This window comes from Reichenbachiella sp., from assembly GCF_039941815.1.
In the GTDB taxonomy this organism is placed as follows: domain Bacteria; phylum Bacteroidota; class Bacteroidia; order Cytophagales; family Cyclobacteriaceae; genus Reichenbachiella.
The window spans coordinates 250,399-273,992 of record NZ_JBDVDW010000059.1 but is presented as its reverse complement, the minus strand read 5'-3'; the positions used below and the strand labels follow the sequence as shown (position 1 = coordinate 273,992).

Genomic DNA, 23,594 nt, shown 5'->3' with positions numbered 1-23,594 from the left:
CTAGTTGTAGGTGACTAAGGGTATTCCCTTAGTTGGAAATCAGGTGTTTCCCTGATGAACTCTTCTTTATGATCGAAGAACTTTGAATAAATGTTCTTGCTCATGCACAACTCATTGACCCATAGGGAAAATCAAGTACTTCAACTAATACTGGTGGAAATGTCAAATGCTGCTATCGCTCAGCGGTTGGAAATTAGTGAAAAGACCGTGGAAAGTCACAGAAAGAACATTTACCTGAAAACAGGTACTCGGACTGTTGTAGGTTTGGTGAAAAAGGTATTGGAAGTAAAACAATCGAAACAAATAAAAAGATCATGAAACGAATATTTACAATCGTACTAATTGCTGGGTGTATTAACCCGCTGTTTTCTCAGATTGAAATGGGAAAGACAAAAAATACTATAATGGGTAAAAACAAGCTCCTTTTGGTAGAAACCAATGAAATGGTACTCGATAATTTTTCAATTAATCTAATTCTATACGGGTTTGGTGAGGATATTGGAGGAGGTGGAGCTCAGGTTGGCATTAGAGCTGACTTATCAGAGATTGACGAAACGCTTGCTCAGGAAATTGTAAATGAGGCCTATGCATATTTCAAAGCGCAATGGAAAAAAAGAGGAGTGGAGGTAGCATCTCCTAGTATAGCTCAAATTGTGGCCTCAAAAAAGTACAGTAAGGCGGAAAAAAAGGGAAAGGCTACGATTCGGACTGGAGGTATAGAAGACAATCATACAAAAAAGAATCATAACATGATGGCCTGGCCTGAAGGAGAAAATATTCCATATTCTGGGTCCGGACCACTAGCCCTTGCGGGTAACTGTGCACATGGATTGTGTTATGATGCAAAATTCAGTGGATTCAATACCGGGTTTTCGTCAACAATCAATTTTATCACCTTTAAGTCAGCAGCATTGGGGAGTACTGCTTCCGTAAGGACATTCCCACAACTAACTGCTGCTAACACGCTGACGGCAACTACATGGCAAAAGGGAAAAGTTGGAGGATATATTGGTAGCAATAATGCCAAGGGAATTGAAGACTTTTTTACTGATGTTGAACAAAAAGAAATAGATGTGTTGAATGCTAGCGCCAATATGTGGAATTATATAGGAGACAAAGCAAAGTATAAGGCTAATGTATTGGAAATGATTAAAAAAGGAATGGATGACATGTTTGCCGACCTTGAAGCAGTAAAGGAAAAGTCGAAATGACAGGAGTCATTCGCAAGTAGCAGAAGCTGAAAAAGGCTCATTTGGCTAGAGAAGATGTAATTCTTGAAAATGAATAGTAAGCACTTAACCAGCTGTTGACAATGAGTTAGGTAAGCCTAAGTGTGAAGGCACCAATTATAAAAGTTCGAAGAAATAAAAACATAATCATGAAAATCATACTTATTACTTTTTTCCTTGTTTTAGCTCAAATTAGCTATTCGCAGGTGTCTAATGATACTTTTCAAAAAGCCTTGCTATCATTTGACACTAATTTCAAAGAAATAAAACAAATTTCGGAGGATACCTATGCTGTAGGTCAGGAAGTTGAAGCTGAGCACCCAACCGATCCCGACTTGCTCAGAACTGTGACATTGAATTATATCCTACAGAACAAGGGAGATCATTATATAATTACCACCATTTTTCCTCCTGTGGTCTCTACACTATACGAAGATTTAATCAGTAGTGAAAAATACGGCTTAGAAGATATATTGAAGCATCACTTTGGGGAAGATTCGTTTATCAAAATTGAGAAAGGAGAAAAGTCGAAACCAATTGCAAGTGTTAAAGTAGTCTTCAAGGCAAGCAAGCCTTTTGGTATTATGGGGAATATGGTGAAAAATGGGAATAAAATGACCAAGGCTTATATAGGTTTGGTGGCTCAGCATAAGAAGCTTTTTTTGAAGACGAAAAAGCAAAACCTGAAGCAGCCACTTTCAAGGCTTGATAATGAATGGTTTCCATACTATGCAGAAGATGAAAGTCTTTTTGATTTTGTTGAAGAACCCGACATTGATGGCGCAATAGGCCATTGGGTTTATGCTTCCAACAAGCTCGAATTGTCTTATGATCTTTACAATTTTTCAGATCGGTTCGAAATGTACATTACTGGATATGTGGAAAGCGAAGAAAATGCGAAAGCTTATCTCACATATTTTGAGGAGTTTACTGCAGGCAAAGGTAAGTACCCCGGCGCTAGTAATACAGAGGCGTCTCTTAGGCCAAGTGATAAGACGTATGTTGGTGTCAAGGTTACCTATCAATATGATGGAAGTATGAATCTGGAAGATTTTATAGAATCATATACTGATAACTATTTCAAATATGGCAGTAAAATGAATAAGGTGTATTAAGTGAAAAACTCAGATTTATTTTTCAATATATTCGGATGTGAAGTTCGGTTGAGAGGTATATTGTTCTTCAATGCACTTAGTTGATCATCTGATGAGCAAGTTATTGCCAACGTCCTATCGCACTGGTGGCTATGAGACTGTTGCGATATTACTACTTAAGTAGTTGGTTGTGAGTTAGTCCTATATTTTCTAACTTTCAGTGCTCACCAATGTACCTAACCTATGCCAAAACCTAAAAAATACCTTGATCATACGCATTCATATCTTGCCCTGAGAAAAACAGTCGGGTGGATTGGGATATGTCTTCCTTTCGTACTGCTAGCTGGTACGCATTTGTTCGATTGTGAGTCCTGGCCATCGATCAGCCATTATTATTATAGTACCATGGGGCGGGTTTTTATAGGTGCGTTGTGTGCTGTTGCGCTGTTTATGTTTTTCTATACCGGATTTGATTGGCGTGATGATTGGGCTGGTAATTTTGCCGGAATTTTTGCGCTTGGAGTAGCTTGGTTTCCTACGACACTCGAAGGTGATATTACAACCATAGGCTGGATTCATTATGGCTGCGCTGCTTCATTATTTGTAACATTCGCCATTTTCTCGCTTGTGTTATTCACAAAAACCAAAGATGATAATGACGCAAACAGAACTGCTGAAAAAAGAATCAGAGATAGAATTTATAAGGCTTGTGGATGGGTCATTATATTTTGTATCGTAAGTATTCCTATATATAGTAAATTATGGAGTGATTCTGCATTTGAATATACCTTTTGGGCTGAGACGCTTGCACTTGTATCTTTTGGATTTTCCTGGCTGACCAAAGGTGGGTATGTCATGGCGGATAAAACGAATTAAACACTTTTACCATGCGAAACATTTTTTTCATAGGAGTGATGTCGATCATTTCCTCATGTAGCCAGCACTATTTTGATCGACCACAGCCGATTGATGCCAGGAATATTTATGTCTTCCCAGAAGAGTTTCGTGGGATATGGACAGATGGGAGTGATTCAATAGTGGTCACCAAATTTTATTTTGCCAATATAGAATACAAAAATATTGCTCTGCCTTATAACAATGAAGATACTACTCGATATGCACTGTTTTATGATGGAAAAGTGTATCCTTATGATTCTGCCCAGCAAAAAATAATGGGTACAGGATATCCTTATGTAGTCAATAATGATAGTGCGTATTATCAAACGAGAGAAGTTTTAGAGGCTCAACTGGGCAGGAAGGCTGTGCTTCGGGCTGTTGGCGATCAGTACATGCTCAATGTGAAAAGCGATAATCAATGGTGGGAGATATTTCTGATGAGTGCTCTTGGCAATCATAAAATACTTGTGTGCTATCCCAATATAGATCAGCTTGAAGAACAAGGTATCAATCCTGTTTTTTCTAACAGCGAGGAAGATTTTTTTGAAGTGGAATGGAGTTCGGAACAGCTTGAGCGGTTGATTCAAAAGAAAGTCTTTTCAGATACTTTGCTTTTACTAGACCAACAATATCAAAAATAAATCTAAACCAACATCCTTAACCTCATGGCAAAATTAAACTTCGTACAACAGTATATTAAAGACCACGATGCAGCACCCAAGGAGCGCAAACATATCGTCTTATTGGATGGCACCTGGAACGATGAAACAGGTGAACAGGGCAATGGGAGAGTAACTAATGTGGTCAATCTATCGCGTATTTTCCGTAGAGATCATGATAAGCAAATAGTGCGATATCATCGCGGTGTGGGCAATGACAATGACAACAGTCTCCTTGGCAAACTGTGGAAGGGAGCAGATGGCAAGGCAGTACATGCGATTGTTGATCGCGCGTATGCACGTTTTATTCAGGAGTGGCAGAATGGGGATAGAATTTACATTTTTGGTTTTAGTCGTGGTTCGGCTGCAGCTAGAATTCTGGCTTCCAAAATTCATAAGGAAGGGATACCTGCCAGCGTAAAGATTACGCTGAAGCCTAAAGTAAACAAAGAAACGAATGTCATCGAACAGAGAATAGATGCGGTAGAGTATGACCGAAGTAAAGAAAAGAAAGTGAGAATAGAATTTGTAGGTGTGTGGGACACCGTCAGTTCATTCGGTGCACCTAATAATTTCCTGAGAATGTTAGGATTTCGGGAAAAGGATATGTTTACGGATCAGCATATAGCAGAAAATATAAACAGAGCGGTGCATTTGTTGGCTATGGACGAAACGAGAAATGAGTTCGTACCTTCCCTAATGAACCATAAGGAAAATGTCACTCATGAAGTCTGGTTTCCAGGCGTGCATTCTGATGTGGGTGGAAGTTATCTGCGCAATGAAATTGGTCAAATCACACTTCATTACATGTTTAAGAAGTTGACGGCCTGGCATACAGAAAATCAAATAGAAGAATTTCTAATTGATCAAGAGGCTTATGACAAATACGTCAGTGAAAGTGTCGAGGTAGTACACCTTCACCTTCAGGGATTAAATTGGAAAAGTAGTGTAAGGGAAATTAAGACTCAGTCGGACGGAAAAAAATCATCTAAGAAACCTTTGATTCATCAGATTTATCACGAAATATCTTCTAAACGCAACACCTATTCAGTGCGTGAAAAAAAGAAGAAAGTCAATGGCGTTCGAGTAGATCAAGTTACTAATTTCCAATATATGCCATTCAATGTAAAAGTACTCCGTGGTGATTACGAAGTAGTCAGTTAATTAATTTTGTTTACCTACCTGGGAGGCAACTCTGGATATGGAATTAATGATTCTATGACCAGACCGACACCATCCTTGGTGAGCAGAATCAAGGTGACTATGATTACCCCAGATATGATGGCAACGCCAATGTTGTTGTTTTTCATTTCAACAAATTCATCGATTGGCGTAAGCGCCGAGTAGATCATAATACCCATCAGACTGATTAGCAATCCGGCCACATAGGCGATTAGAATATAGATTCCTCCTCGCATCAAAAACGATAGGATGAGGCCACTACTGGAGTCCTCTGCATTGGCCAAAAGCCTAAAGGATGACACGATAGGCTCGATAGTGCCACTCACCATGAGTCCCATTCCAAAAAGCACGCTGGCTATAAAAATACTATAGGCCGCATTGTTGTGACCAATGTTGAATTTCCATTCGCCATACCATTTGAGCAGTTTGTATGTAGTAGACAGAATCACCAGTCCCATACTTAGTGCAGACAGAATTTCTATTACACCGAGAAAAAAGATATCGTTATTCATGTTTGAGCGCTATATGCCAATAGTTTTTATTGTCCATTCCCGGGGGGATGATTCCTGGCTCCCAGCCCGTGCCGGTTGTCTCCCAAAAGTAGTATTTTTTACCACTAATTTTTATAAACTCTCCTGTAGCCGGGAGGTCCAAAGCCAGCATGGAGTGTCGATATTCTCTACTGATCAGCACAACAGGGTCATAGCCAAAATTGCTTAATATGGTGTAGATGAGTACTGTACGTGAATCACAATCTCCTTTGAGCGTATATAGAAATTCAACTGGTGAAGTGATGCCAAACCGTTGATTGCCGTAGCAAGGATAATCACTGTGTTCGCTCGTGCACTTGTCAGAGAGAATATATTGATATGGAATATCTTGGACCATTTTCACGACCACATGAGCAAATTCGGTGTAGTCTAGTGTATTTGTTTTAGCTATTTGATCCAAGGAGTCCAGCAGTGAATGAATCTTGTCATTGTCTGCTTTTGCGAGCTGCTGATACAACTTGCCCCAGAATTCAGTATATGAATTTGCACTAGGGTTTTTAAGTTGATTTTTATGAACGCTGGCCGTGCGCAGATCCCGATTGGTAATCTTAAAAGACATACAAAAGTCGGCATCAGTTTTGGAGTCCTCCCAGTCTCTTTGGTGGTGTATATCAAAGGATGCCTCTCGACTAAACTCCAGGCAGGACTCTGCCAATACTGGTGGCATGGTATCCAAAAATGAAATGATAAACGACTTGCAAGTAAATAGCAAAAACAGAATCCAGAGCAGGGGCTTGATTTTTTTCACAGCGCCAATAATAATAGTATTGAACTACAATCTGCAATATGAACTTCAAATTCTTGTCAGTTTTGTCCTGGATTGATACGAAACTAAAAAACTCACTCCAATCTTGAAGTGAGTTTACTTGAAATAGATAATGTTTTATCCTTTGCCTAAGTGGAAGCTAATCGGCAATACCATTCGAACTGAAACCGCCTTGCCATCTATTAGACCCGGTGTCCATTTGGGTGCATTCTTGACGATTTCTACAGCCGCTTTATCGCAGCCAGATCCGATACCTTTTATCGCTTTTACATCCTTGAAATTCCCTGACTCATCGAGAATAAACTGCACAAATACGCGACCTTCAACACCAGCTTCTTTTGCGGCTGTAGGGTACTTTAAGTTCTGTGTGATGTAGCTGTAGAATTCGGTCATACCACCTGCGGGAGCAGGCTGGACATCCACCATGTCATACGCGCCATCTTTCATAGTATAATCTGATATCGTCTTAGCGGCAGTGATATCGTCTTGTTCACTCAGCTGCTGTGCTGCATCTTCGCATCCAAAGATCACAATGAGAGCGAAGGCCAATCCAAAGGGTAATATTTGTTTGATTTTCATAGTTTTATTGTTTTGTCTATATATCATTTTGATTCGTTTTAAGGTTGATGACGTATAAAAGGGATGCGCAAGAGACAAGCCTTGTTTTTGAATGGCATGACTGGCGAGTGCTTTCACATATTGCTCTTTATTATAGCCATTCACAGCATGAGCATCGGCCAAAAATTCATGATTAGCACGAGCCAACCTCTTGAGCAAGTAGTAAATTGGATTGATCCATAGCACGGCACTGATTATTTCAAAAAGTAGTACATCAATCGAATGTTTTTCCATCACATGTACGCGCTCATGGGCAAGTATGGCTGATCTTTCTGCCTCAGGGATTTGATCCCCCAAATAGATCATATTCAAAAAACTATAAGCCTCAACACTGTCCCTTAGGGTTATGAGTCGATGATCATGATGGTCGACTGATATTCCCTCGTGTTTGAGCAATTTCCTAACTTGATAGAATATTCTAAATAGCAGCATAGAGGAGACTATTGTATAGAGCCAGATCCATAAGCCAGGATTCAGGAATGTGCTTTGATCCAGTTGATTTCCAAATTCCACGGTATCGAGTAGTAGGGTGGTGCCTACGGTTTGACTTCCAATGGTGTCCAAATCAATACGCAAAAAAGGAATCAATAAAGAAAGCAGAACACTAGAGATCAAATAGAACCGATTGAACACAAAGGATTTTTCCTGACGGAGTACCAGGGTATAGAACAAGGTCAATAATGCAATTGAGAAACCTGATTCAAGATAAAAATTTAAAATACTATTCATGGTTGTCTGATTTGGAGTCTTTTTTAGCAAGTGCAATCAATTCATTTATCTCATTGATGTCCAATTCATTCTCTTCTGCAAAAAAAGAAACAAGATTTTTGAATGACCCACCAAAGTAACCGTCCATGAAGTTGGAAAGATAGAATTTGGAGTAATCCTTTTTTGCTATGATTGAGAAGTACTCATAAGTCTTGCCATAGGCCTTATGATCTACAAATCCTTTGGTTTCTAAAATTCGGACAATCGTCGATACCGTGTTGTAGGCCGGTTTGGGGTCGGGCAATTTCGCAATGATATCGTGAACGACTCCTCGCTCTATTTGCCACAAGACCTTCATGACATGTTCCTCTGCTTTAGTTAGTTCTTTCATGTGTATCAATTTTCAGGTCAAATTTACAACTAATTATTTAGTTATAAAACTAAATATGTAATATTATGATTAATATTAGTGTTTTCAACTCTGAATTATTGCACATTTCAACCTGATGTATACGTTATTATATTGGCAAATCAGGCTTTTTTCATATTGTTATAAGCGTATTCTCATGTTATTACCTTTTTAGTATTGGTGCTCAAAAATATGATAGGTGTATTCCTATGGCATGGGTGGGTACTTGGCAAAACTTAAGTAATAAATGGCCTATTTCTTCCCTTCGACGTCTGATTTGATCCCTTCGATCTATGGATATTGCGAACTGTACAGTTGATTGGAAAAGACTACTAATCTCTCATCAGCAGCCACGTTTACCTAATTCAATAAACCGACCTCTCCCTAAGAATCACAGGTTTTTTATTGAAATCAAAACTTTCAAAATGAGGATTATCACAGCAATATTTTTCACACTGCTCACATGTAATGAATCTTATGCCGCTGACCGCTACTGGATCGCAGGCACAAGTGCAAATTGGAATAATACGGACAACTGGTCTACTACTTCTGGTGGAAGTAGCGGAGCATCGATACCTGGGTCTTCGGATCTTGTCTATTTTGATGTCAACGGATTAGGGAATTGTAGTATTGATGCAGTCGTGAATATAGACGGTCTGAACATAGATGCAGCCTATACAGGCAATATCACTCAATCACTCGGCAATTCCATTACCGTAGGTGCTAACCACTGGATTCAGTCCGGAGGTATTTTTATGGCAGAGACTACGCTAATCACTGTGAACGGAAATCTGACGCTTGACAACGCTACTCTTACTCATTCGGATAATTCTTCCACAGAAATCTATAAACTAAATCTTACAGTTACGGGTAATCTTACTTTATCTAACGGTGCAACCATGGATGTAAATGAACTAGGTTATGATGAAGAAAATGGTCCGGGAACATCAAGTGCCTTAGATGGAGCAGGCCATGGTGGGATAGGTGGAGATGAAGGTAACAATGGCGTGACTTCATCAGTTTATGGAAGTTATATTGCTCCTACAACGATTGGCAGTGGAGGATCTGGTTATTCCAATAATATTAGCGGAGGCGGAGCCGTACTACTTGATGTGGGCCAAACATTGAATATTGATGCTACCTCCTCTATAACAGCCAACGGTTCCTACGGTCCAAACGGAGGCGGAGGCTCTGGTGGCAGTATTTTTATTACGGCGGGAAGTATCATAAGTAGCGGATCCATCACATGTAATGGTGGAGGTGCAAGTAATGGAAGAGGGGGAGGAGGAGGTGGTCGTGTGGCTGTCATACTTACCAATACGTTATCTGATTTCTCATTGGCAACCGGCCCGATCACCACTTATGGAGGCAATAGTAACGGATCGTTGCAAGACGGAGCAGCTGGTACGGTCTACCTGGAAGAAGAAACAGATGTTGCTGGCGGTGGTGAATTGATCATTGATAATAATAATTTATCTGCCGATGAAGAGGTAGTTTTTACACCCATACCTTCAGGTGAAACCTGGGAAATCTATGAATTGAAAATTCAAAACAACGGAATTCTAAGGTTTCCAAGTGGTACCACACTTGATTTGAAAAATGACAACATTACTTCCGACGACTCCGACAATGTACTTAAATGGGAAGGTACACTTTTGATTCCTTCAACATTCACCATAGACAATTGGACACTTGTGTTAATTGGCGCACAAACTATAGCCTCTGATGTAACATTGACCAACGGTGGCAGTATCATTCATGAGGATAATTCTACCGCAGAAAGTAGCACGCTTGATCTGACCGTCAACGGCAATCTTACCCTGTCAAATGGAGGCAATATTATAGCCGATGGCTTAGGTTACGACGCTCGATACGGGCCAGGTACACCTTCTGGTAATAGCTATGATGGGGGTGGTCATGGAGGAATTGGTGGTGACAATCAATTAAACACCACTACCGCCTCAGCCTATGGGTCTTTTACAGCGCCAGTTAATATTGGAAGTGGTGGAGATCACGCCTCAGGTGGTGGAGCAGTCAGGTTAATAGTCAGCCAATTGCTAAACATTGATAATTCCAGCTCGATTACAGTCAACGGAAGTGATGCAAATGGTGGTGCAGGAGCTGGAGGCAGTATTTTTATTACAACGGGCACAATCAGTAGCACTGGCATTATCGCAGCTAATGGAGGAGCATCAACTAGTCACGGCGGAGGTGCTGGGGGTAGAATCTCTATTATCCTTACGGCTACGTCAGCAGACTTCGCATCAGCTGGAACTATTTCTGCTTATGGAGGAAATAGCAATGGAAATGGAGAAGATGGAGCTGCGGGTACCGTCTACTTAGAAGAAGAAGCTGACAGTAGCGGAGCAGGAGCACTTATCATTGACAACAACGATCTGTATGCAAATGATCAGGCCGTCTATACGCCAATACCATCAGGGGATACTTGGATTGTGTATGAGCTCATAATTAAAAACAAAGGTATTTTTGGATTTCCCATTGGTACTACACTGGATCTACAAAATGACAACATAGTTTCTGATGATCCAACCAATATTATCAACTGGGACGGCAATCTTATATGTCCGGCTACATTCACCATAGATAATTGGACACTCCGTCTGAATGAACCAAAGACGATCACCGCTGATGTCAGTATTGTCAATGGTGGAAGCATGACTCATCTGAAAAATTCTACCACTGAAAGTTACAAGCTGGATTTAACAATTAACGGTGACCTTACCTTATCAAGTGCTACCATCAATGCCGATGGCCTCGGGTATGATGCCGAGGCCGGGCCTGGAAAACCTGTCGCAGGAAGCTATGACGGAGGCAGCTATGGCGGAATAGGAGGCGACGATGCTGCGGACGGAACCGCTCAAGAGGTCTATGGTTCATTTTTAGCGCCTGTCAATATTGGTAGTGGGGGAAGGAGCGGCTCAGGTGGAGGAGCGATCAATCTAACAATAAGTCAGGATTTGACGATTGATGCTACCAGCTCGATTACTGCTCAGGGAGCCACAGCTAGCGGCAGTGGTTCTGGAGGTAGCGTATTTATTACCACAGGTACGATCTCTTGCAGTGGCATCATATCAGCAGATGGAGGCGGATCAGGCAACAGTCGAGGTGCAGGAGGAGGAGGCCGTGTGGCTATTGTTCTCACAGGTGTATCTGCAGATTTTGTCTCTGTAAGTGGTACAATCACGGCCTATGGAGGAGATAGCGATGGATCTGGCAAAGACGGTGCTGCCGGTACTGTTTATTTGGAAAAAGACGAAGACAATCCAAATGAAGGAAAACTTATCATAGACAACAATGGACTAGATGTCAATCCAGGTATTGTCTATACACCGCTGACTTCTGATGTTTCATTGAGCTCATTGATTTTGAATAATGCAGGAGTAATATCTCTTGAAAGCTTTGATCTCACAATTGCCAATGGCAATCCAGATGCCATAGATTTTGATGCTAGCTCATTTGTACTCAGTGAGTCAACTGATGGTGCGAGTAAACTTGTATGGCAAATTGATCAAACCACTGGCACCTACATTATCCCGTTTGGAGCCTCAGACGGTACCGATCTGAGCTTTACTTTTGACGTGACTTCATCCGGTATCAATGATGGTGGTACAGGGGAACTATCAGTAGCTACTTATCCAACGGCTGATGATAACACTCCCTACCCAACAGGGGTGACCAACACGAACAATGAGGCTGGTGATGATAGTTCAGAAAATGCATTAGACAGATTTTGGATTATTGATTTGATCAATTATTCAACTAACCCAACTGCTGATCTCACCTTTTCCTATGATGAAGCTGACCTACTGGGCAACGAATTCTCAGAAGAACTGATGGTATCTCAACGATATGACAAGGATATAGACGAGTGGGTACTTGTTGGTGGAAATGTAAATACCACAACAAACCAATTATCTGTAAGTAATGTAAATACGTTTTCTCCTTGGACACTTTCTAATATGAATTCTCCGTTGCCCATTGCACTTTTAGCTTTTGACGCTCAGGTCGATGGTCAAAATGTAGAACTGAGATGGACGACTGCTAGCGAAGTCAATAATGACTATTTTACCTTAGAGCGATCCACTGATGCTGCGAATTTTAACTCTGTGGCCAATTTGCCAGGAGCAGGCAATAGTAATACAAGAATAGATTATTATTATGTAGATCAGACCTTACTCACAAGCAAGGTTTATTACAGACTCAAACAAACTGATTTAGATGGTATCTACACCTATTCAGGTGTCGTAGACATAGATATTTTAGATATTCACCTATTCAGCCTATATCCCAATCCTTGTACTGAACCAGTCATTTATCTGGAATTTTTTAAAGAAACAGATCTTCCTGTGACTATCGAAATTTTTGGATCAGATGGTACAAAGTTTCTTGAGCAAAATTTTATAAACAGCAGCCAGATAGCTATTCAATTAGACAATAATATTAAGCCAGGGGCCTACCATATGATTATTTCAATGGGTAGTCAGAAGTATTTCAGAAAGGTGTTAATCGCTCAATAGTGATTTTGATGAGCTGAGTTATTAGGTATAGATGGATACTATCTTCGCCTTAGTAATCTATAGGTAATTTCCCCACCCTGTTTGTCCGTTTTATTCCTTTCGACGTCCGATTCAGTCCTACTGATATTCTGATATTTCTATTGTGAAATATAAGTAGAGAATGTATAGCAATTAATCTACTCTATTTTATTCCTATTCATCCGCTTGAACCAACCTCTCCTCATTTACCGATAAATAATTTATATAGAATATTTATGACATGAGGATTATCATAATTTCAGCAAGCATTTTTCTTATTTGGCATAATTCATTTGCGGCTGACCGATTCTGGGTCTCATCAGTCAATGCCAATTGGAATGATACGAATAATTGGTCTACTACCACAGGAGGAGGGGGAGGTTCCTCAGTACCCGGTGCTTCCGATATTGCCTATTTTGACGCCAATGGTACTGGAGACTGTAGCCTGAATGCGGTTGTTAATATAGCCGGCATAAATATAAGTGCAGGCTATACTGGGAATATATCTCAGCAGCTCGGGAATGATGTTACCATAGGCGGTAGCCACTGGGTACAGTATGGAGGCACATTTACCGGACAATCTACAACTATCACCGTCGATGGCGATCTCACTTTGGATAATGGTATCATTACTCATGCTGACAATTCTTCGATTGAGCTATACACCTTAGATCTTGTTGTAAATGGTGATTTTACTTTAGCCAACGGGGCTGAAATCAACGCAGATGGTTTGGGCTATAATGCAGACTACGGACCTGGTGCACCGACGGCTAGTAGTAGAGATGGAGGAGCTTATGGTGGCATAGGTGGTGATCGCACTCCGACGGGTACTACAGCCTCTACATACGGATCTATAACCGCACCAATCAATATTGGTAGTGGCAGTGATGTCAGCTCAGGAGGAGGTGCAATCAAATTGACTATTAGCGGAGCAATGAGTATGGATGCAAGTACCTCAATTTCAGCCAATGGGGCTTCTAATTCTTCTGGTGGAGGTTCTGGAGGGAGTGTTTTTATTACCACGGGGACGATTAGCGGTAATGGTCGCATTACAGGAGATGGTGGATTTTCTGAGGATGAAGAAAATAGCGGAGGAGCAGGAGGTGGAGGCCGTATTGCTGTTGTGCTGACGGCCCTCTCAGCAGATTTCTCTTCTATGATGATAACTTTTTCTGTATTTGGTGGTGAAAGTGAAGGTCTGGGAGAAAACGGTGCTGCCGGAACGATCTATCTGGAAGAAGAAGCTCATGATACGAATGAAGGCCAGCTCATTATTGACAATGACGGGATAGAAATTTTTTCAAGCACTGTCCATACATCTCTGACTGCTGATATGACATTGAACTCATTGATTTTGAATAATACAGGAGTGCTATCTCTTGAAAGCTTTGATCTCACGATTGCCAATAGCAATCCAGCAGCCGTTAATTTCGATGGTAGTTCGTATATAATAAGTGAAACAACCGATGGCATGAGTAAAATCGTTTGGCAGATAGATCAGACTACGGGTATATATATCATCCCATTTGGCATGTCCGATGGCACAGACCTCAGCTTTACCTTTGATGTGACGTCTGCTGGCACCAATGATGGTGGTACCGGTACACTTTCGGTCGCTACCTATCCTACTGCTAATGATAATACCCCTTACCCGAGCGGAGTCACTAATACCAACAATGAGGCCGGTGACGATAGTTCTGAAAATGCCATGGACAGATTCTGGATTATTGATTTGGATAATTATTCAACAAATCCTACCGCCGATCTTACTTTCACTTATAGCGAAGTGGACCTCCAGGGAAATAACTTTTCAGAGGACCAAATGGTCGCTCAGCAGTATGATGAAGGGACGGATGAGTGGGTGCTTATTGGTGGAAATGTAAATGTGACCACTAACACATTTTTGGTGAGTAGTGTCAATTCGTTTTCCTCCTGGACACTGTCTAACCTAAATTCTCCGTTGCCAATAACACTTTTGTCATTTGATGCTCAGATCGTTGGCCAAAGTTCGGAGATTAGATGGACCACCGCAAGTGAAATCAACAACGACTATTTTACGCTCGAACGGTCTATAGACGCAACCAATTTTATCTCAATTGACACTTTGCACGGAGCTGGTAACACAAATACAAAAAGTGATTATTTCTATATTGACAAGCGCCTACTAGAAAGCAAGGTTTATTATCGACTCAAACAAACCGATAATGACGGGAAGTTTACTTACTCGCAAACCATTGAGCTAAATACTGTTGAGAATCACTTTTTTAACTTGTATCCCAATCCTTGTCAGGGTCGAATCTTGTATTTGACATCTTCACAATCTTTTGAAATACCTGTTACTATCGAAATTTTTGGTGCTGATGGAACCAAACTTGACCATCAAACTCAGTCTGGTGTCGGAATTATGACCTTTGAGCTAGGAGGCGCGATCACCTCAGGAATTTACAATATTCTGATATCCTCCGGTAGTCAGATATACTTCAGAAAACTAGTAGTGACCCTCTAATGATTTCGCATTAATTCTTGGAAATAGAAAGTCTAATATTATATGCAATTAAGTTGCAAATAGTCTATGTTTGCAAGTATGGAAACGAGAGTACGTAAGGAAATACTTAAAAAACATGGTTTACGAGTCACTGACTGCCGTTTGGATGTATTGGATCTATTTATCAACAAGAGTCAAGCGCTTTCTCAAAAAGACTTAGAAGAAAATTTGGCGGCTTATGATCGCGTAACCCTTTATCGCACACTTCATAGTTTTATTGATAGTGGGGTACTGCATAAAATCCCCAATGATAGTGGCATTGCTTCCTATGGTATTTGCTTTGACACATGTAGCCCGACAAAGCATCACCATGATCATCTTCACTTTAAATGTAATACATGCGGGCAACTGGAGTGTATAGAAGAGTCAGTTTCGTTGCCTAACATACGCCTTCCTCAAGATTATAAGCTGGGGGCTGTAGATGTAATAGTGAACGGTGTGTGTGGGACTTGTAGTATTGAGGCATAATATCATGAAGTGTTTTTTTTGGTTGATTATAGGGCTATTAGCCAGCACCTCTGGATTGGCCCAATTACAGCTGTCTGGTGTGATCTATGATGCAGAATCTAAGGAGCCGCTTCCGGGAGCAATTGTAAGTATTCATGAGTTGGATGTTAGCATAGTCACAGACATTGAAGGCAAATTTTTGTTTGAGAACATTCGGCCAGCTACCTATCATTTGCATATTAGTTACATGGGCTTCAAAGCTCAGACTATGGTGAAGAGTATAAGAGGGCAAGGAGAATACCTACGAGTATATCTTGAAAGCACCGCGCTAGAGCTCAACGAAATCATAGTAGAATCCAATCATTATAAGACTGGGCCTAAGGAACAGACTTTATCCATGGAAATCCTTGATGCTGAATTTTTGGCTAAGAATCGCAAGGGAACATTCGTCAATTCCTTAGAAGATATTCCGGGTATCAGTGCAATCAATACTGGTGTGGGAATATCTAAACCTGTGATAAGAGGTATGAGCTTCAACCGTGTAATTGTGAACGATAAAGGGGTAAAACAAGAAGGTCAGCAATGGGGAACAGATCATGGTTTGGAGATTGATATGTTTGAGCCGGGCAGGGTAGAAGTGATCAAAGGACCAGGTTCATTAATGTATGGATCGGATGGTTTAGGTGGTGTTATCAATATCTTTCCACCGGCCATACCGCAGGACAAGGAAATTGAAGGTTCAATTCAAGGGATTTATAAATCCAATAATCATTTGGTCGGTTCATCCACCGTCGTTCAGGGTAAGAAGAATGATTGGGTGTATCGCGGGAGATTTAGTACACAGGACTTCGGTGACTACCGTGTGCCTGCTGATCAATTCACCTACAATGGATATATATTACCGATCTATAATGAACGTCTGAAAAACACAGCCGGTCAGGAAAGAAATTTTACCTTGATGTCAGGCATTAAAAAGAGTTGGGGCTACTCGACACTTACTCTAAGTAATTTTCATCAAAAAGCAGGGCTTTTTGTGGGTGCTGTCGGAATTCCGCGATCCTATCAGCTCGATCATGACGGTTCGTATAGAAATGTTGACATACCCAGGCAGGAAACAAAACACCTGAAGGTAGCTTCAAATTCCAATATTTTGATTGGAGGCCACTGGCTTGAAATGGATTGGGGATATCAGCGAAATCAAAGAGAAGAACATTCGGACCCAACGGCACATGGACAGCAAGAAGGGCCAGACGGTACAAAAGAACATGGACTGGATTTGCAAACGCTCAGTGTTAACACACGTTATTTTTGGCAGTCATCAGAATCTCGCACACGGATAATTGGTATACAAGGGCAGTATCAATGGCATGATTGGGGTGGTTTTGCTTTTTTGCTGCCCAAGTTTAGGACTAGTAATATTGGGTTGTTTTTGTATGAAGAATATAGCTGGGCCAATCGTTTTACTGTCACCGGTGGGCTGCGGGTGGACTATGCTATTCGAGATATTACCGGATACAGCGAATCTGATGACTCTGACTTTTTTCAATACAATGAAGACATCTACAGAACATATTTCAATGTGTCTGGCGCATTGGGAATGTCCTTTTACCCAAATGAACGTATCAATCTAAAATTGAATCTTGGAACAAGTTATCGAGTTCCTTCGCCCAATGAGCTATCTATTAATGGCCTTCATCATGGTACTTTTAGATATGAACTGGGAGATAGCAGCCTTGGCACCGAACGAGGAGTCCAAATGGATTTTGGTTTAAGTTATCAAGAGAAAGATTTTAGCTTGGTAGTCACCCCATTTACCTCCTACTTTGACGGGTTTATTTATCTGGCGGCTACCACTCAGTTTTCATCAGACTTCAACCCATTTCTACCTGCAGAGAGTGGTCAAATTTATCAATATCGACAAAACGATGCCTTGTTTGCAGGAGCAGAGATCGCCATGGAATTCCATCCTTTAAAAGCACTTCATTGGCGTGCAGCCTATGAATATGTATACAACTATAATCTAGACACCAAATTACCTTTGCCTTTCACACCTCCTGGATCGTTGTATACTGAATTAGAATATGGCTTTGAGTTGAATCATGATTGGCTTGAGGATATACATTTGGGAACCCATGCGAAATGGGTATTTGATCAAAACCGAGTGGATAGAAATGAAAATACTACTTCTGGCTACTGGCTGCTTGGGTTGAATGCAGGCATGGGCATACGCTTAGGGGAAAATACTGTCAGCCAACTTTCTTTTTCAGCGCAAAACCTATTGAACAAGGAGTATTATAATCATTTGAGCCGATATCGTTTGCTTAACCTGCCAGAGCAAGGGAGAAATTTCGTTATTTCCTTTCAGATTCCTTTTGCAATTAAGTAACAATAGTGTTAATATTGCAATATTGTTGCATTTAAATATACTCAAATGAAAAAGACTAAAAATTGGCTATTGGCCATTTTGATTTTACCAGCTTTCTATTCCTGTGACGACGATGACACTGTGGATACTTCAGCACCTCAAATTACTCTGGAGGATCCAGTAAATGGAGAGGCTGTAGCAGCAGGTACTGCTATGGATGTACATGCCGACCTTGAAGACGACGTGAATTTGGCTACCTATAGTATTACCATCCATGACAACTTTGATGGACACGCGCATGGTCGCTTATTGGTAGAAAATTTTAGTTTTAGCGAAAGCTATGAGGTGGAAGGGACGGATACTCACGTGATTCAAGAGGTAAATATAGATGCAGAAGCGACAGCCGGACCATATCATTTCATTATGGAAGCCATAGATGCAGCCGGAAATGCGACTTCGTTTCAGGATGATTCTAGTATTGAGATCGAGATTTGGATTACGAATGAAACCATGGCGCATATTCATCTTATGGATGCAAATGATGCAGAAATCGATGAACTAGAAGGCACTTTAGGGGAGGCACTTGCGATCTATGGCGAAGTGGAAGATGAATCAGGTACGTTGGATCATGTACTTATTTCAGTTGGCCATCTCGAAGAAGAGGCGGGAGCCGATGGACATGATCATGGACGTATATTGGAAGATAATATCTTTGAAGAAGAATATGAAGTAGAGGGTGAGACTTCGGTTTTATTGCAAGATTTGTTAGCGAATGAATCTATTATAATTACCCAAGCAGACTTAGACGAATTAGAAGAAGAAGAACATCTTTATTTGATCGTTCAGGCTACGGATGGTGAGGGCAATATCAGCAGAAACGCTATAGAAATTCACTTTGATTGATAGTTGAATAATTAATTAGTTAATAAAAAAAGGGCATTAGCCCTTTTTTTATGTCTATTTTTTAGCACTATATCGTAATCTCTATCAAATTACCCTCCGGGTCGGCGATTACACTTTCGTAGTAGCCATCTCCAGTGGTTCGCGGCTCTCCAAGAACCTGATAGCCGTCAGTTCTAAATTGTGCTGTCAGTTCATCTACACGATTCTTCGAACCGACAGAAAATGCCAAATGAGCTAATCCATTGAATCGGGCACCATTTTCTGATTTAGGAATATATTCTGGATTATGCATGAGCTCCATTCTTGTCTTTTTATGATCAAAGGAGAGAAAATAGGATGAAAAATTCTTGGTGGGGTTTTCATATTTATTGCCCTTCCAGGCCTGAAAATACTTTTCGTAAAATTGAGCCATGCCGTCGAGATCTTGCACCCACATCGCTGCATGCTCTATTTTGGTTTTTAGCTTTCTTGGGCCATTATGCTTGAGTTTGAGTACCAAAAGTGCCATTTGCAAGCTGAAAACTATGGTATTGGTAAGAATGATAGGAATATCGAAAATCAAGATTCCGTATGTAAGCCAACTACTAGAGGAGCAAACAAAAATGATAAGTGTCCAGAGAGAGAGGTCTTCAACAGACTTGGTCTTTAGCGATTGCCATACTTGCGGCACAAAACTGGCAGTAGTCAGAGCCACCGCCAGGTAGCCAAAAAAAGGGATATAAAATTCCATATTCGTATTGATGATTTGTGCGGCAAACCCACACTTCGAATTTCAGATTAGATCAATTTTAACAATATATTTTTCATTAACCTTCATCTTGTACGCGAATTCTTTATTTTCGATTCTATGGATCGAAGAAGTTTTGTAAAGAAATCGGCGGTGGCCTCAGCCGCCACCTTACTCACTGTCAATACTGTAAATGCACAATCTACCGGTAGCCAACCACTCATAAAACCTAAGGCTTTGCGCAAAGGAGATACCATTGGGTTGATCACTCCGGCTAGTGCTGTGACGAGACAAGCGTTCGAAAAGGCCGTGGAAAACTTAGAAGATATGGGTTTCAACGTGCGTTTTACCGAAAATATGAGTGTGCGCAAAGGTTTTCTAGCGGGTACCGACAAGCAACGACTCGACGATCTCCATCTCATGTTCGAAGACTCCTCTATCGCAGGAATCGTTTGTGCACGAGGTGGGTATGGATCTGGACGCCTGCTATCAGACATTAATTATGAACTAATCAAAGCTAATCCGAAAGTGCTGATTGGCTATAGCGACATCACGGCATTGCTCTATGGAATTCATCAAAAAACCGGGCTGGTTTGTTTTCACGGACCCGTAGGGGCGTCTGAGTACTCAGCATTTACCGAAAAGGGATTCGAACAAGTCTTAATGAAAGGCAAGGCTGCAAAATTCGACATACCAAAGGAGTGGGAAAAGAAGGATGATCCTGCCTATCAAACTTTACGAATTGTAGCAGGCACAGCCGAAGGGGCGCTCGTGGGAGGAAACCTTAGTTTAATGTGCTCATTGATGGGTACACCCTATGATATTGACTTTACCAACAAGATTGTATTCATCGAGGATGTGGGAGAATCTCCTTATCGTGTAGATCGTATGCTTACCCAATTACTAAACTCCGGCAAGCTGGCTCAAGCCAAAGGCATCGCCTTAGGTGTATTCAACGGCTGTGAAACCAAACCAGATGATCCTGATTTTGCCTTATCTACCAGTTTAGAAAACGTTTTGAAAGACCGATTCGGCGATTTGAAAATTCCCGTGCTTTATGGTTTGCCAGTAGGACATATTGATGACAATGCTACATTGCCTTTAGGTGTTCGGGCAGCATTAGATGTCGAAAAGGCTAGTTTGAGACTACTAGAGAGTGGGGTAGAGTGATTATATGGATTCTGTAACACAAATTGTTTTAGGAGCGGCTGTAGGTGAAGCGGTGCTGGGAAAGAAAGTGGGCAACAAGGCCATGCTCTATGGTGCCATAGCAGGTACCATTCCAGACTTGGATGTGATGGCTTCACATGTCACCGATACCGTATCCGCGCTGGCAATCCATCGCGGATTTACGCACTCCATTGTTTTTTCCGTGATTTTTGCGCCCTTATTTGGGTGGCTGGTTTCTCGATTCGAAACCCTCAAGGATTTCAAAAGTTGGTCCTGGCTGTTCTTCTGGGCTTTCATTACACATCCCATTTTAGATGCGCATACCACGTGGGGTACGCAGTTGTTTTGGCCGTTTGACCTACGGTTGGCTTTCAAAACCATATTTGTGATCGACCCGCTCTACACTTTGCCTTTTTTAGTGTTTTTGATTTTGGCGATGTTGCAAAAACGCACTACAGCCAAGCGTCAGTTTTATAATCGTCTGGGTTTGTGCGTGAGCACTGGGTATTTACTACTCACCTTTTTGCCGAAATCGATCGCTTTCGCGCAATTTGAATCCGCCTTGAAAGCGCAAAACATCAGCTATTCGCAACTGGATACTCGCCCATCACCTATGAACACCATTTTGTGGAGCGCCAATGTAGAAACCGAAGAGGCTTATTTGTTAGGGAATTATTCGTTGTTTGATTCACAACCGATCAGCTTTGAATCTTATCCTAAGAATCATCAGCTCTTGGGCGAATTAATTGATCAGGAACCAGTACAGCGAATGATCGCCATTTCAGAAGGGTGGTATACCATCACTCAAAAGGAGGGACAGCTGTATTTCAACGATCTGCGATTTGGGCTGTTGAGTCTAGAGCCAAATGCACAGGATTTTGTGTTTAGCTATCAGATCATAGCAGATTCAAGCGGTCATGTCACGTTTACAGAAGTGCCCAAAGACAAACGGGATGGTAAGAAACTACTGGCAGATTTGTGGCAGCGAGTGAAGGGGAATTAATCAGTTACGGTTTCATTCCCTCTATAGATATGGTTTTGTCTTTGGCATATTCTGGTCCGAGTACTTCGAAGGAGACTACATCAGCATTCATCTTGGTATTGCCCAGTTCGAACCAATTTCCCATCCGGTTGTACTAGATATCGCTTTTGTCTCGGTTGTAGTATTAGTTGTCCGAAAGTGCCTCGTCGGCCGGTCAGGAGAGGAGCTTACAAGCTGTAAACAGGAAAAATCCGGCCAATACTGCAGTGATAACTTATAGATTTATTTTGTGATTTTGCAGTCCTGCTGCTATTCTTGTTTTCAAATGCATAGAAAGGATCACTTCAAGTAGCCTTCCCATCCGATTTTTTCTCTCGTTCTGCGGTAGTTATGATATAAAACTTTCAATTGCTCAAGACTCAAATAGGAGATGTGGTTTGTGGGGAGGGACGATTTTTATACTGGGACAAACTTGCTTTAGCTGGAATGAAAGGTAAAGCCCAGCTAAAATCTGTAGGCTTGACCTTTGTTAATTTCATTAAAAGTATCTGATTCAAATATCCTTTGCAAGTAGCTCATTAGTCTATGGGTTTTTAGCGACCTTACTTTTATTCTTTAGGTTCCGGTTCGTCATTATTGACCAAGCTCTTTAGCTTCAATCTTATTGCTCTAAGTGGTGGATAGAGTCCGTTAGGGTCTTCATATTGATATTGCTCGATGACATTCTCTTCCGTTAATCGGTTGCACATTTCCCAACTACTTCCAATATCGAAGAATTTTTCAGCGAGTACAGTTTCAATGAAAAATCGAGAACTCACAAAGCCATTTTTATCTTTGGCAATCTTTAAGCTTTTTTCTAATTCGAATACGAAACCCTCCTTGTCAATAATATAAAAACCACTGGCCGCACGAAGTTCTTTCACTTCTTTTATGGTCTCTTCACTGGCGTTTTGTGCAATCAGAAATTTCTCAAAGTTTATGATACTTATTGAGTGGCCTCCTGTAAACCTCCGAAATTCATCGAAGAGTTCAAATTTCGGATATAGGATTGTGTTGAATTCAGAGTAGAACCAGTCGTTCTTTTCTTCATTGGTTACGAAAACAATGTTTTTTTGCTTGTCTTTTGCAAGTTCTAAGACAGTTCTCCATATAATGAGATCGCCAATTCCATCATCTATTTTTTTTGAGTCTTTAAAACCAGGAGCTATTTCGTGTTTTTGCCTGAATTCTAAATCTTTGATTAATTCTTGCTCATCTTGTTTAACTTCAACTATCATATCCTTATCCCATAGTTCACGATAGAATGTACTAACTGGATCATTCCAATTCCATGACTTTATGTGGTCAGCGAGCTCATCAATTTTAATACGATATTCCTCTTTTAAAAGAGAAACTTGCTTCTCTATTTCCTTTACTCTTTTATAGCTATCATCTTCTTCAAGGATTGGCAGACTGCTTAGGTCAAATCCGCCTTTGTTTGTCCTATCTCTTGCTTCATGAAGTTTTCTGAAAATTGATTTCAAATTTTCACCTCTATTTTTTGCAAACTCTCTTGCAACTCTAGAAGGTATGAACAGCTTCTTTTTGGTTTTTAAAGACTTGAATATTTTTTTGTAATCCTTGAGTCCCTGTTTACTAATGAGGAAAGGAACGAAGAGAATATTAGTGTCAAACACGAAAATACAGTTATCCTTAATGGAGTTAAATTCTTTGTGTTCAAACTCGAAAATTTTCTCAGCTTCAGGAAATACTTTTTTAAGGTAGAAATTATCCATGTTTAAATATT

19 protein-coding genes are annotated in these 23,594 nt (G+C 40.8%); 13 read left to right on the top strand and 6 right to left on the bottom strand.

All coding sequences use genetic code 11. From position 1 onward, the window contains the following. Positions 1–102 precede the first annotated feature (102 nt). The 6 genes from ABJF11_RS13805 to ABJF11_RS13780 all read left to right on the top strand — a co-directional run bounded on the left by ABJF11_RS13805 (position 103) and on the right by ABJF11_RS13780 (position 5,043). Positions 103–318, top strand: coding sequence for a helix-turn-helix transcriptional regulator (locus ABJF11_RS13805; protein WP_348120462.1), 216 nt, complete (start codon positions 103–105; stop codon positions 316–318). Next, on the top strand, positions 315–1,211 hold the full coding sequence (locus ABJF11_RS13800; RefSeq protein WP_348120461.1) for a hypothetical protein: 897 nt from the start codon (positions 315–317) through the stop codon (positions 1,209–1,211). The genes ABJF11_RS13805 and ABJF11_RS13800 overlap by 4 nt, the downstream gene beginning before the upstream one ends. A gap of 167 nt (positions 1,212–1,378) precedes the next feature. Further along, positions 1,379–2,344 (top strand): hypothetical protein, encoded by a 966-nt coding sequence (locus tag ABJF11_RS13795; protein ID WP_348120460.1) that lies wholly within the window; start codon positions 1,379–1,381, stop codon positions 2,342–2,344. A 222-nt stretch (positions 2,345–2,566) separates the two neighbouring features. Beyond that, positions 2,567–3,199, top strand: coding sequence for a DUF998 domain-containing protein (locus ABJF11_RS13790; protein WP_348120459.1), 633 nt, complete (start codon positions 2,567–2,569; stop codon positions 3,197–3,199). An 11-nt stretch (positions 3,200–3,210) separates the two neighbouring features. Further along, positions 3,211–3,861 (top strand): hypothetical protein, encoded by a 651-nt coding sequence (locus ABJF11_RS13785; RefSeq protein WP_348120458.1) that lies wholly within the window; start codon positions 3,211–3,213, stop codon positions 3,859–3,861. Positions 3,862–3,885: 24 nt separating this feature from the next. Then, entirely contained in the window at positions 3,886–5,043 is a 1,158-nt protein-coding gene (locus ABJF11_RS13780) for a DUF2235 domain-containing protein (protein ID WP_348120457.1), read from the top strand. Between the two features lie 14 nt (positions 5,044–5,057). Here ABJF11_RS13780 and ABJF11_RS13775 read toward each other — a convergent pair whose 3' ends face one another. From ABJF11_RS13775 to ABJF11_RS13760, 4 genes are all read right to left on the bottom strand, one after another. Beyond that, positions 5,058–5,573 carry a hypothetical protein gene (locus ABJF11_RS13775; RefSeq protein ID WP_348120456.1) on the bottom strand — a complete coding sequence of 172 codons (516 nt, stop codon included), beginning with the start codon at positions 5,571–5,573 and terminating at the stop codon, positions 5,058–5,060. Then, positions 5,566–6,360, bottom strand: a complete 795-nt coding sequence (locus ABJF11_RS13770) for a hypothetical protein (RefSeq protein WP_348120455.1) — start codon at positions 6,358–6,360, stop codon at positions 5,566–5,568. The genes ABJF11_RS13775 and ABJF11_RS13770 overlap by 8 nt, the downstream gene beginning before the upstream one ends. A 135-nt stretch (positions 6,361–6,495) precedes the next feature. Then, the gene (locus tag ABJF11_RS13765; RefSeq protein WP_348120454.1) at positions 6,496–7,725 is read right to left on the bottom strand and encodes a M56 family metallopeptidase; all 1,230 of its coding nucleotides are present in this window, start codon (positions 7,723–7,725) and stop codon (positions 6,496–6,498) included. After that, complete coding sequence (locus ABJF11_RS13760) at positions 7,718–8,095, bottom strand: BlaI/MecI/CopY family transcriptional regulator (protein WP_348120453.1); 378 nt, start codon at positions 8,093–8,095, stop codon at positions 7,718–7,720. Before ABJF11_RS13760 ends, ABJF11_RS13765 begins: the two co-directional genes overlap by 8 nt. A 443-nt stretch (positions 8,096–8,538) precedes the next feature. On the opposite strand from ABJF11_RS13760, the gene ABJF11_RS13755 reads away from it, so the two are divergent. From ABJF11_RS13755 to ABJF11_RS13735, 5 genes are all read left to right on the top strand, one after another. Then, the gene (locus tag ABJF11_RS13755) at positions 8,539–12,651 is read left to right on the top strand and encodes a T9SS type A sorting domain-containing protein (protein ID WP_348120452.1); all 4,113 of its coding nucleotides are present in this window, start codon (positions 8,539–8,541) and stop codon (positions 12,649–12,651) included. Between the two features lie 259 nt (positions 12,652–12,910). Further along, entirely contained in the window at positions 12,911–15,175 is a 2,265-nt protein-coding gene (locus ABJF11_RS13750; RefSeq protein ID WP_348120451.1) for a T9SS type A sorting domain-containing protein, read from the top strand. A 78-nt stretch (positions 15,176–15,253) separates the two neighbouring features. Next, positions 15,254–15,682, top strand: coding sequence for a transcriptional repressor (locus ABJF11_RS13745; protein ID WP_348120450.1), 429 nt, complete (start codon positions 15,254–15,256; stop codon positions 15,680–15,682). A gap of 4 nt (positions 15,683–15,686) precedes the next feature. Next, positions 15,687–18,047 (top strand): TonB-dependent receptor, encoded by a 2,361-nt coding sequence (locus ABJF11_RS13740; protein ID WP_348120449.1) that lies wholly within the window; start codon positions 15,687–15,689, stop codon positions 18,045–18,047. A gap of 45 nt (positions 18,048–18,092) precedes the next feature. Next, a complete protein-coding gene (locus ABJF11_RS13735; RefSeq protein ID WP_348120448.1) occupies positions 18,093–18,929 on the top strand; it encodes a DUF4625 domain-containing protein in 837 nt (278 codons plus the stop codon). 67 nt (positions 18,930–18,996) lie between these two features. Here the strand turns inward: ABJF11_RS13735 and ABJF11_RS13730 are convergent, their stop codons facing one another. Further along, the gene (locus ABJF11_RS13730) at positions 18,997–19,659 is read right to left on the bottom strand and encodes a SemiSWEET transporter (RefSeq protein WP_348120447.1); all 663 of its coding nucleotides are present in this window, start codon (positions 19,657–19,659) and stop codon (positions 18,997–18,999) included. Between the two features lie 117 nt (positions 19,660–19,776). Here ABJF11_RS13730 and ABJF11_RS13725 point away from each other — a divergent pair, with 117 nt between their 5' ends. Together ABJF11_RS13725 and ABJF11_RS13720 are read left to right on the top strand one after the other, a co-directional pair. Further along, entirely contained in the window at positions 19,777–20,826 is a 1,050-nt protein-coding gene (locus ABJF11_RS13725) for an LD-carboxypeptidase (protein WP_348120446.1), read from the top strand. 4 nt (positions 20,827–20,830) lie between these two features. Next, entirely contained in the window at positions 20,831–21,829 is a 999-nt protein-coding gene (locus ABJF11_RS13720; RefSeq protein WP_348120445.1) for a metal-dependent hydrolase, read from the top strand. A gap of 587 nt (positions 21,830–22,416) precedes the next feature. Here ABJF11_RS13720 and ABJF11_RS13715 read toward each other — a convergent pair. Beyond that, positions 22,417–23,583, bottom strand: coding sequence for a PIN domain-containing protein (locus tag ABJF11_RS13715; RefSeq protein WP_348120444.1), 1,167 nt, complete (start codon positions 23,581–23,583; stop codon positions 22,417–22,419). Positions 23,584–23,594 lie beyond the last annotated feature (11 nt).

Bases quoted from the DNA above. Each gene is read 5' to 3' on its own strand.
- ABJF11_RS13800 (WP_348120461.1), top strand. From the start codon at position 315: ATGAAACGAATATTTACAATCGTACTAATTGCTGGGTGTATTAACCCG.
- ABJF11_RS13740 (WP_348120449.1), top strand. From the start codon at position 15,687: ATGAAGTGTTTTTTTTGGTTGATTATAGGGCTATTAGCCAGCACCTCT.
- ABJF11_RS13780 (WP_348120457.1), top strand. From the start codon at position 3,886: ATGGCAAAATTAAACTTCGTACAACAGTATATTAAAGACCACGATGCA.
- ABJF11_RS13755 (WP_348120452.1), top strand. From the start codon at position 8,539: ATGAGGATTATCACAGCAATATTTTTCACACTGCTCACATGTAATGAA.
- ABJF11_RS13715 (WP_348120444.1), bottom strand. From the start codon at position 23,583: ATGGATAATTTCTACCTTAAAAAAGTATTTCCTGAAGCTGAGAAAATT.
- ABJF11_RS13720 (WP_348120445.1), top strand. From the start codon at position 20,831: ATGGATTCTGTAACACAAATTGTTTTAGGAGCGGCTGTAGGTGAAGCG.
- ABJF11_RS13750 (WP_348120451.1), top strand. From the start codon at position 12,911: ATGAGGATTATCATAATTTCAGCAAGCATTTTTCTTATTTGGCATAAT.
- ABJF11_RS13785 (WP_348120458.1), top strand. From the start codon at position 3,211: ATGCGAAACATTTTTTTCATAGGAGTGATGTCGATCATTTCCTCATGT.
- ABJF11_RS13775 (WP_348120456.1), bottom strand. From the start codon at position 5,573: ATGAATAACGATATCTTTTTTCTCGGTGTAATAGAAATTCTGTCTGCA.
- ABJF11_RS13745 (WP_348120450.1), top strand. From the start codon at position 15,254: ATGGAAACGAGAGTACGTAAGGAAATACTTAAAAAACATGGTTTACGA.
- ABJF11_RS13735 (WP_348120448.1), top strand. From the start codon at position 18,093: ATGAAAAAGACTAAAAATTGGCTATTGGCCATTTTGATTTTACCAGCT.
- ABJF11_RS13765 (WP_348120454.1), bottom strand. From the start codon at position 7,725: ATGAATAGTATTTTAAATTTTTATCTTGAATCAGGTTTCTCAATTGCA.
- ABJF11_RS13730 (WP_348120447.1), bottom strand. From the start codon at position 19,659: ATGGAATTTTATATCCCTTTTTTTGGCTACCTGGCGGTGGCTCTGACT.
- ABJF11_RS13725 (WP_348120446.1), top strand. From the start codon at position 19,777: ATGGATCGAAGAAGTTTTGTAAAGAAATCGGCGGTGGCCTCAGCCGCC.
- ABJF11_RS13760 (WP_348120453.1), bottom strand. From the start codon at position 8,095: ATGAAAGAACTAACTAAAGCAGAGGAACATGTCATGAAGGTCTTGTGG.
- ABJF11_RS13805 (WP_348120462.1), top strand. From the start codon at position 103: ATGCACAACTCATTGACCCATAGGGAAAATCAAGTACTTCAACTAATA.
- ABJF11_RS13795 (WP_348120460.1), top strand. From the start codon at position 1,379: ATGAAAATCATACTTATTACTTTTTTCCTTGTTTTAGCTCAAATTAGC.
- ABJF11_RS13790 (WP_348120459.1), top strand. From the start codon at position 2,567: ATGCCAAAACCTAAAAAATACCTTGATCATACGCATTCATATCTTGCC.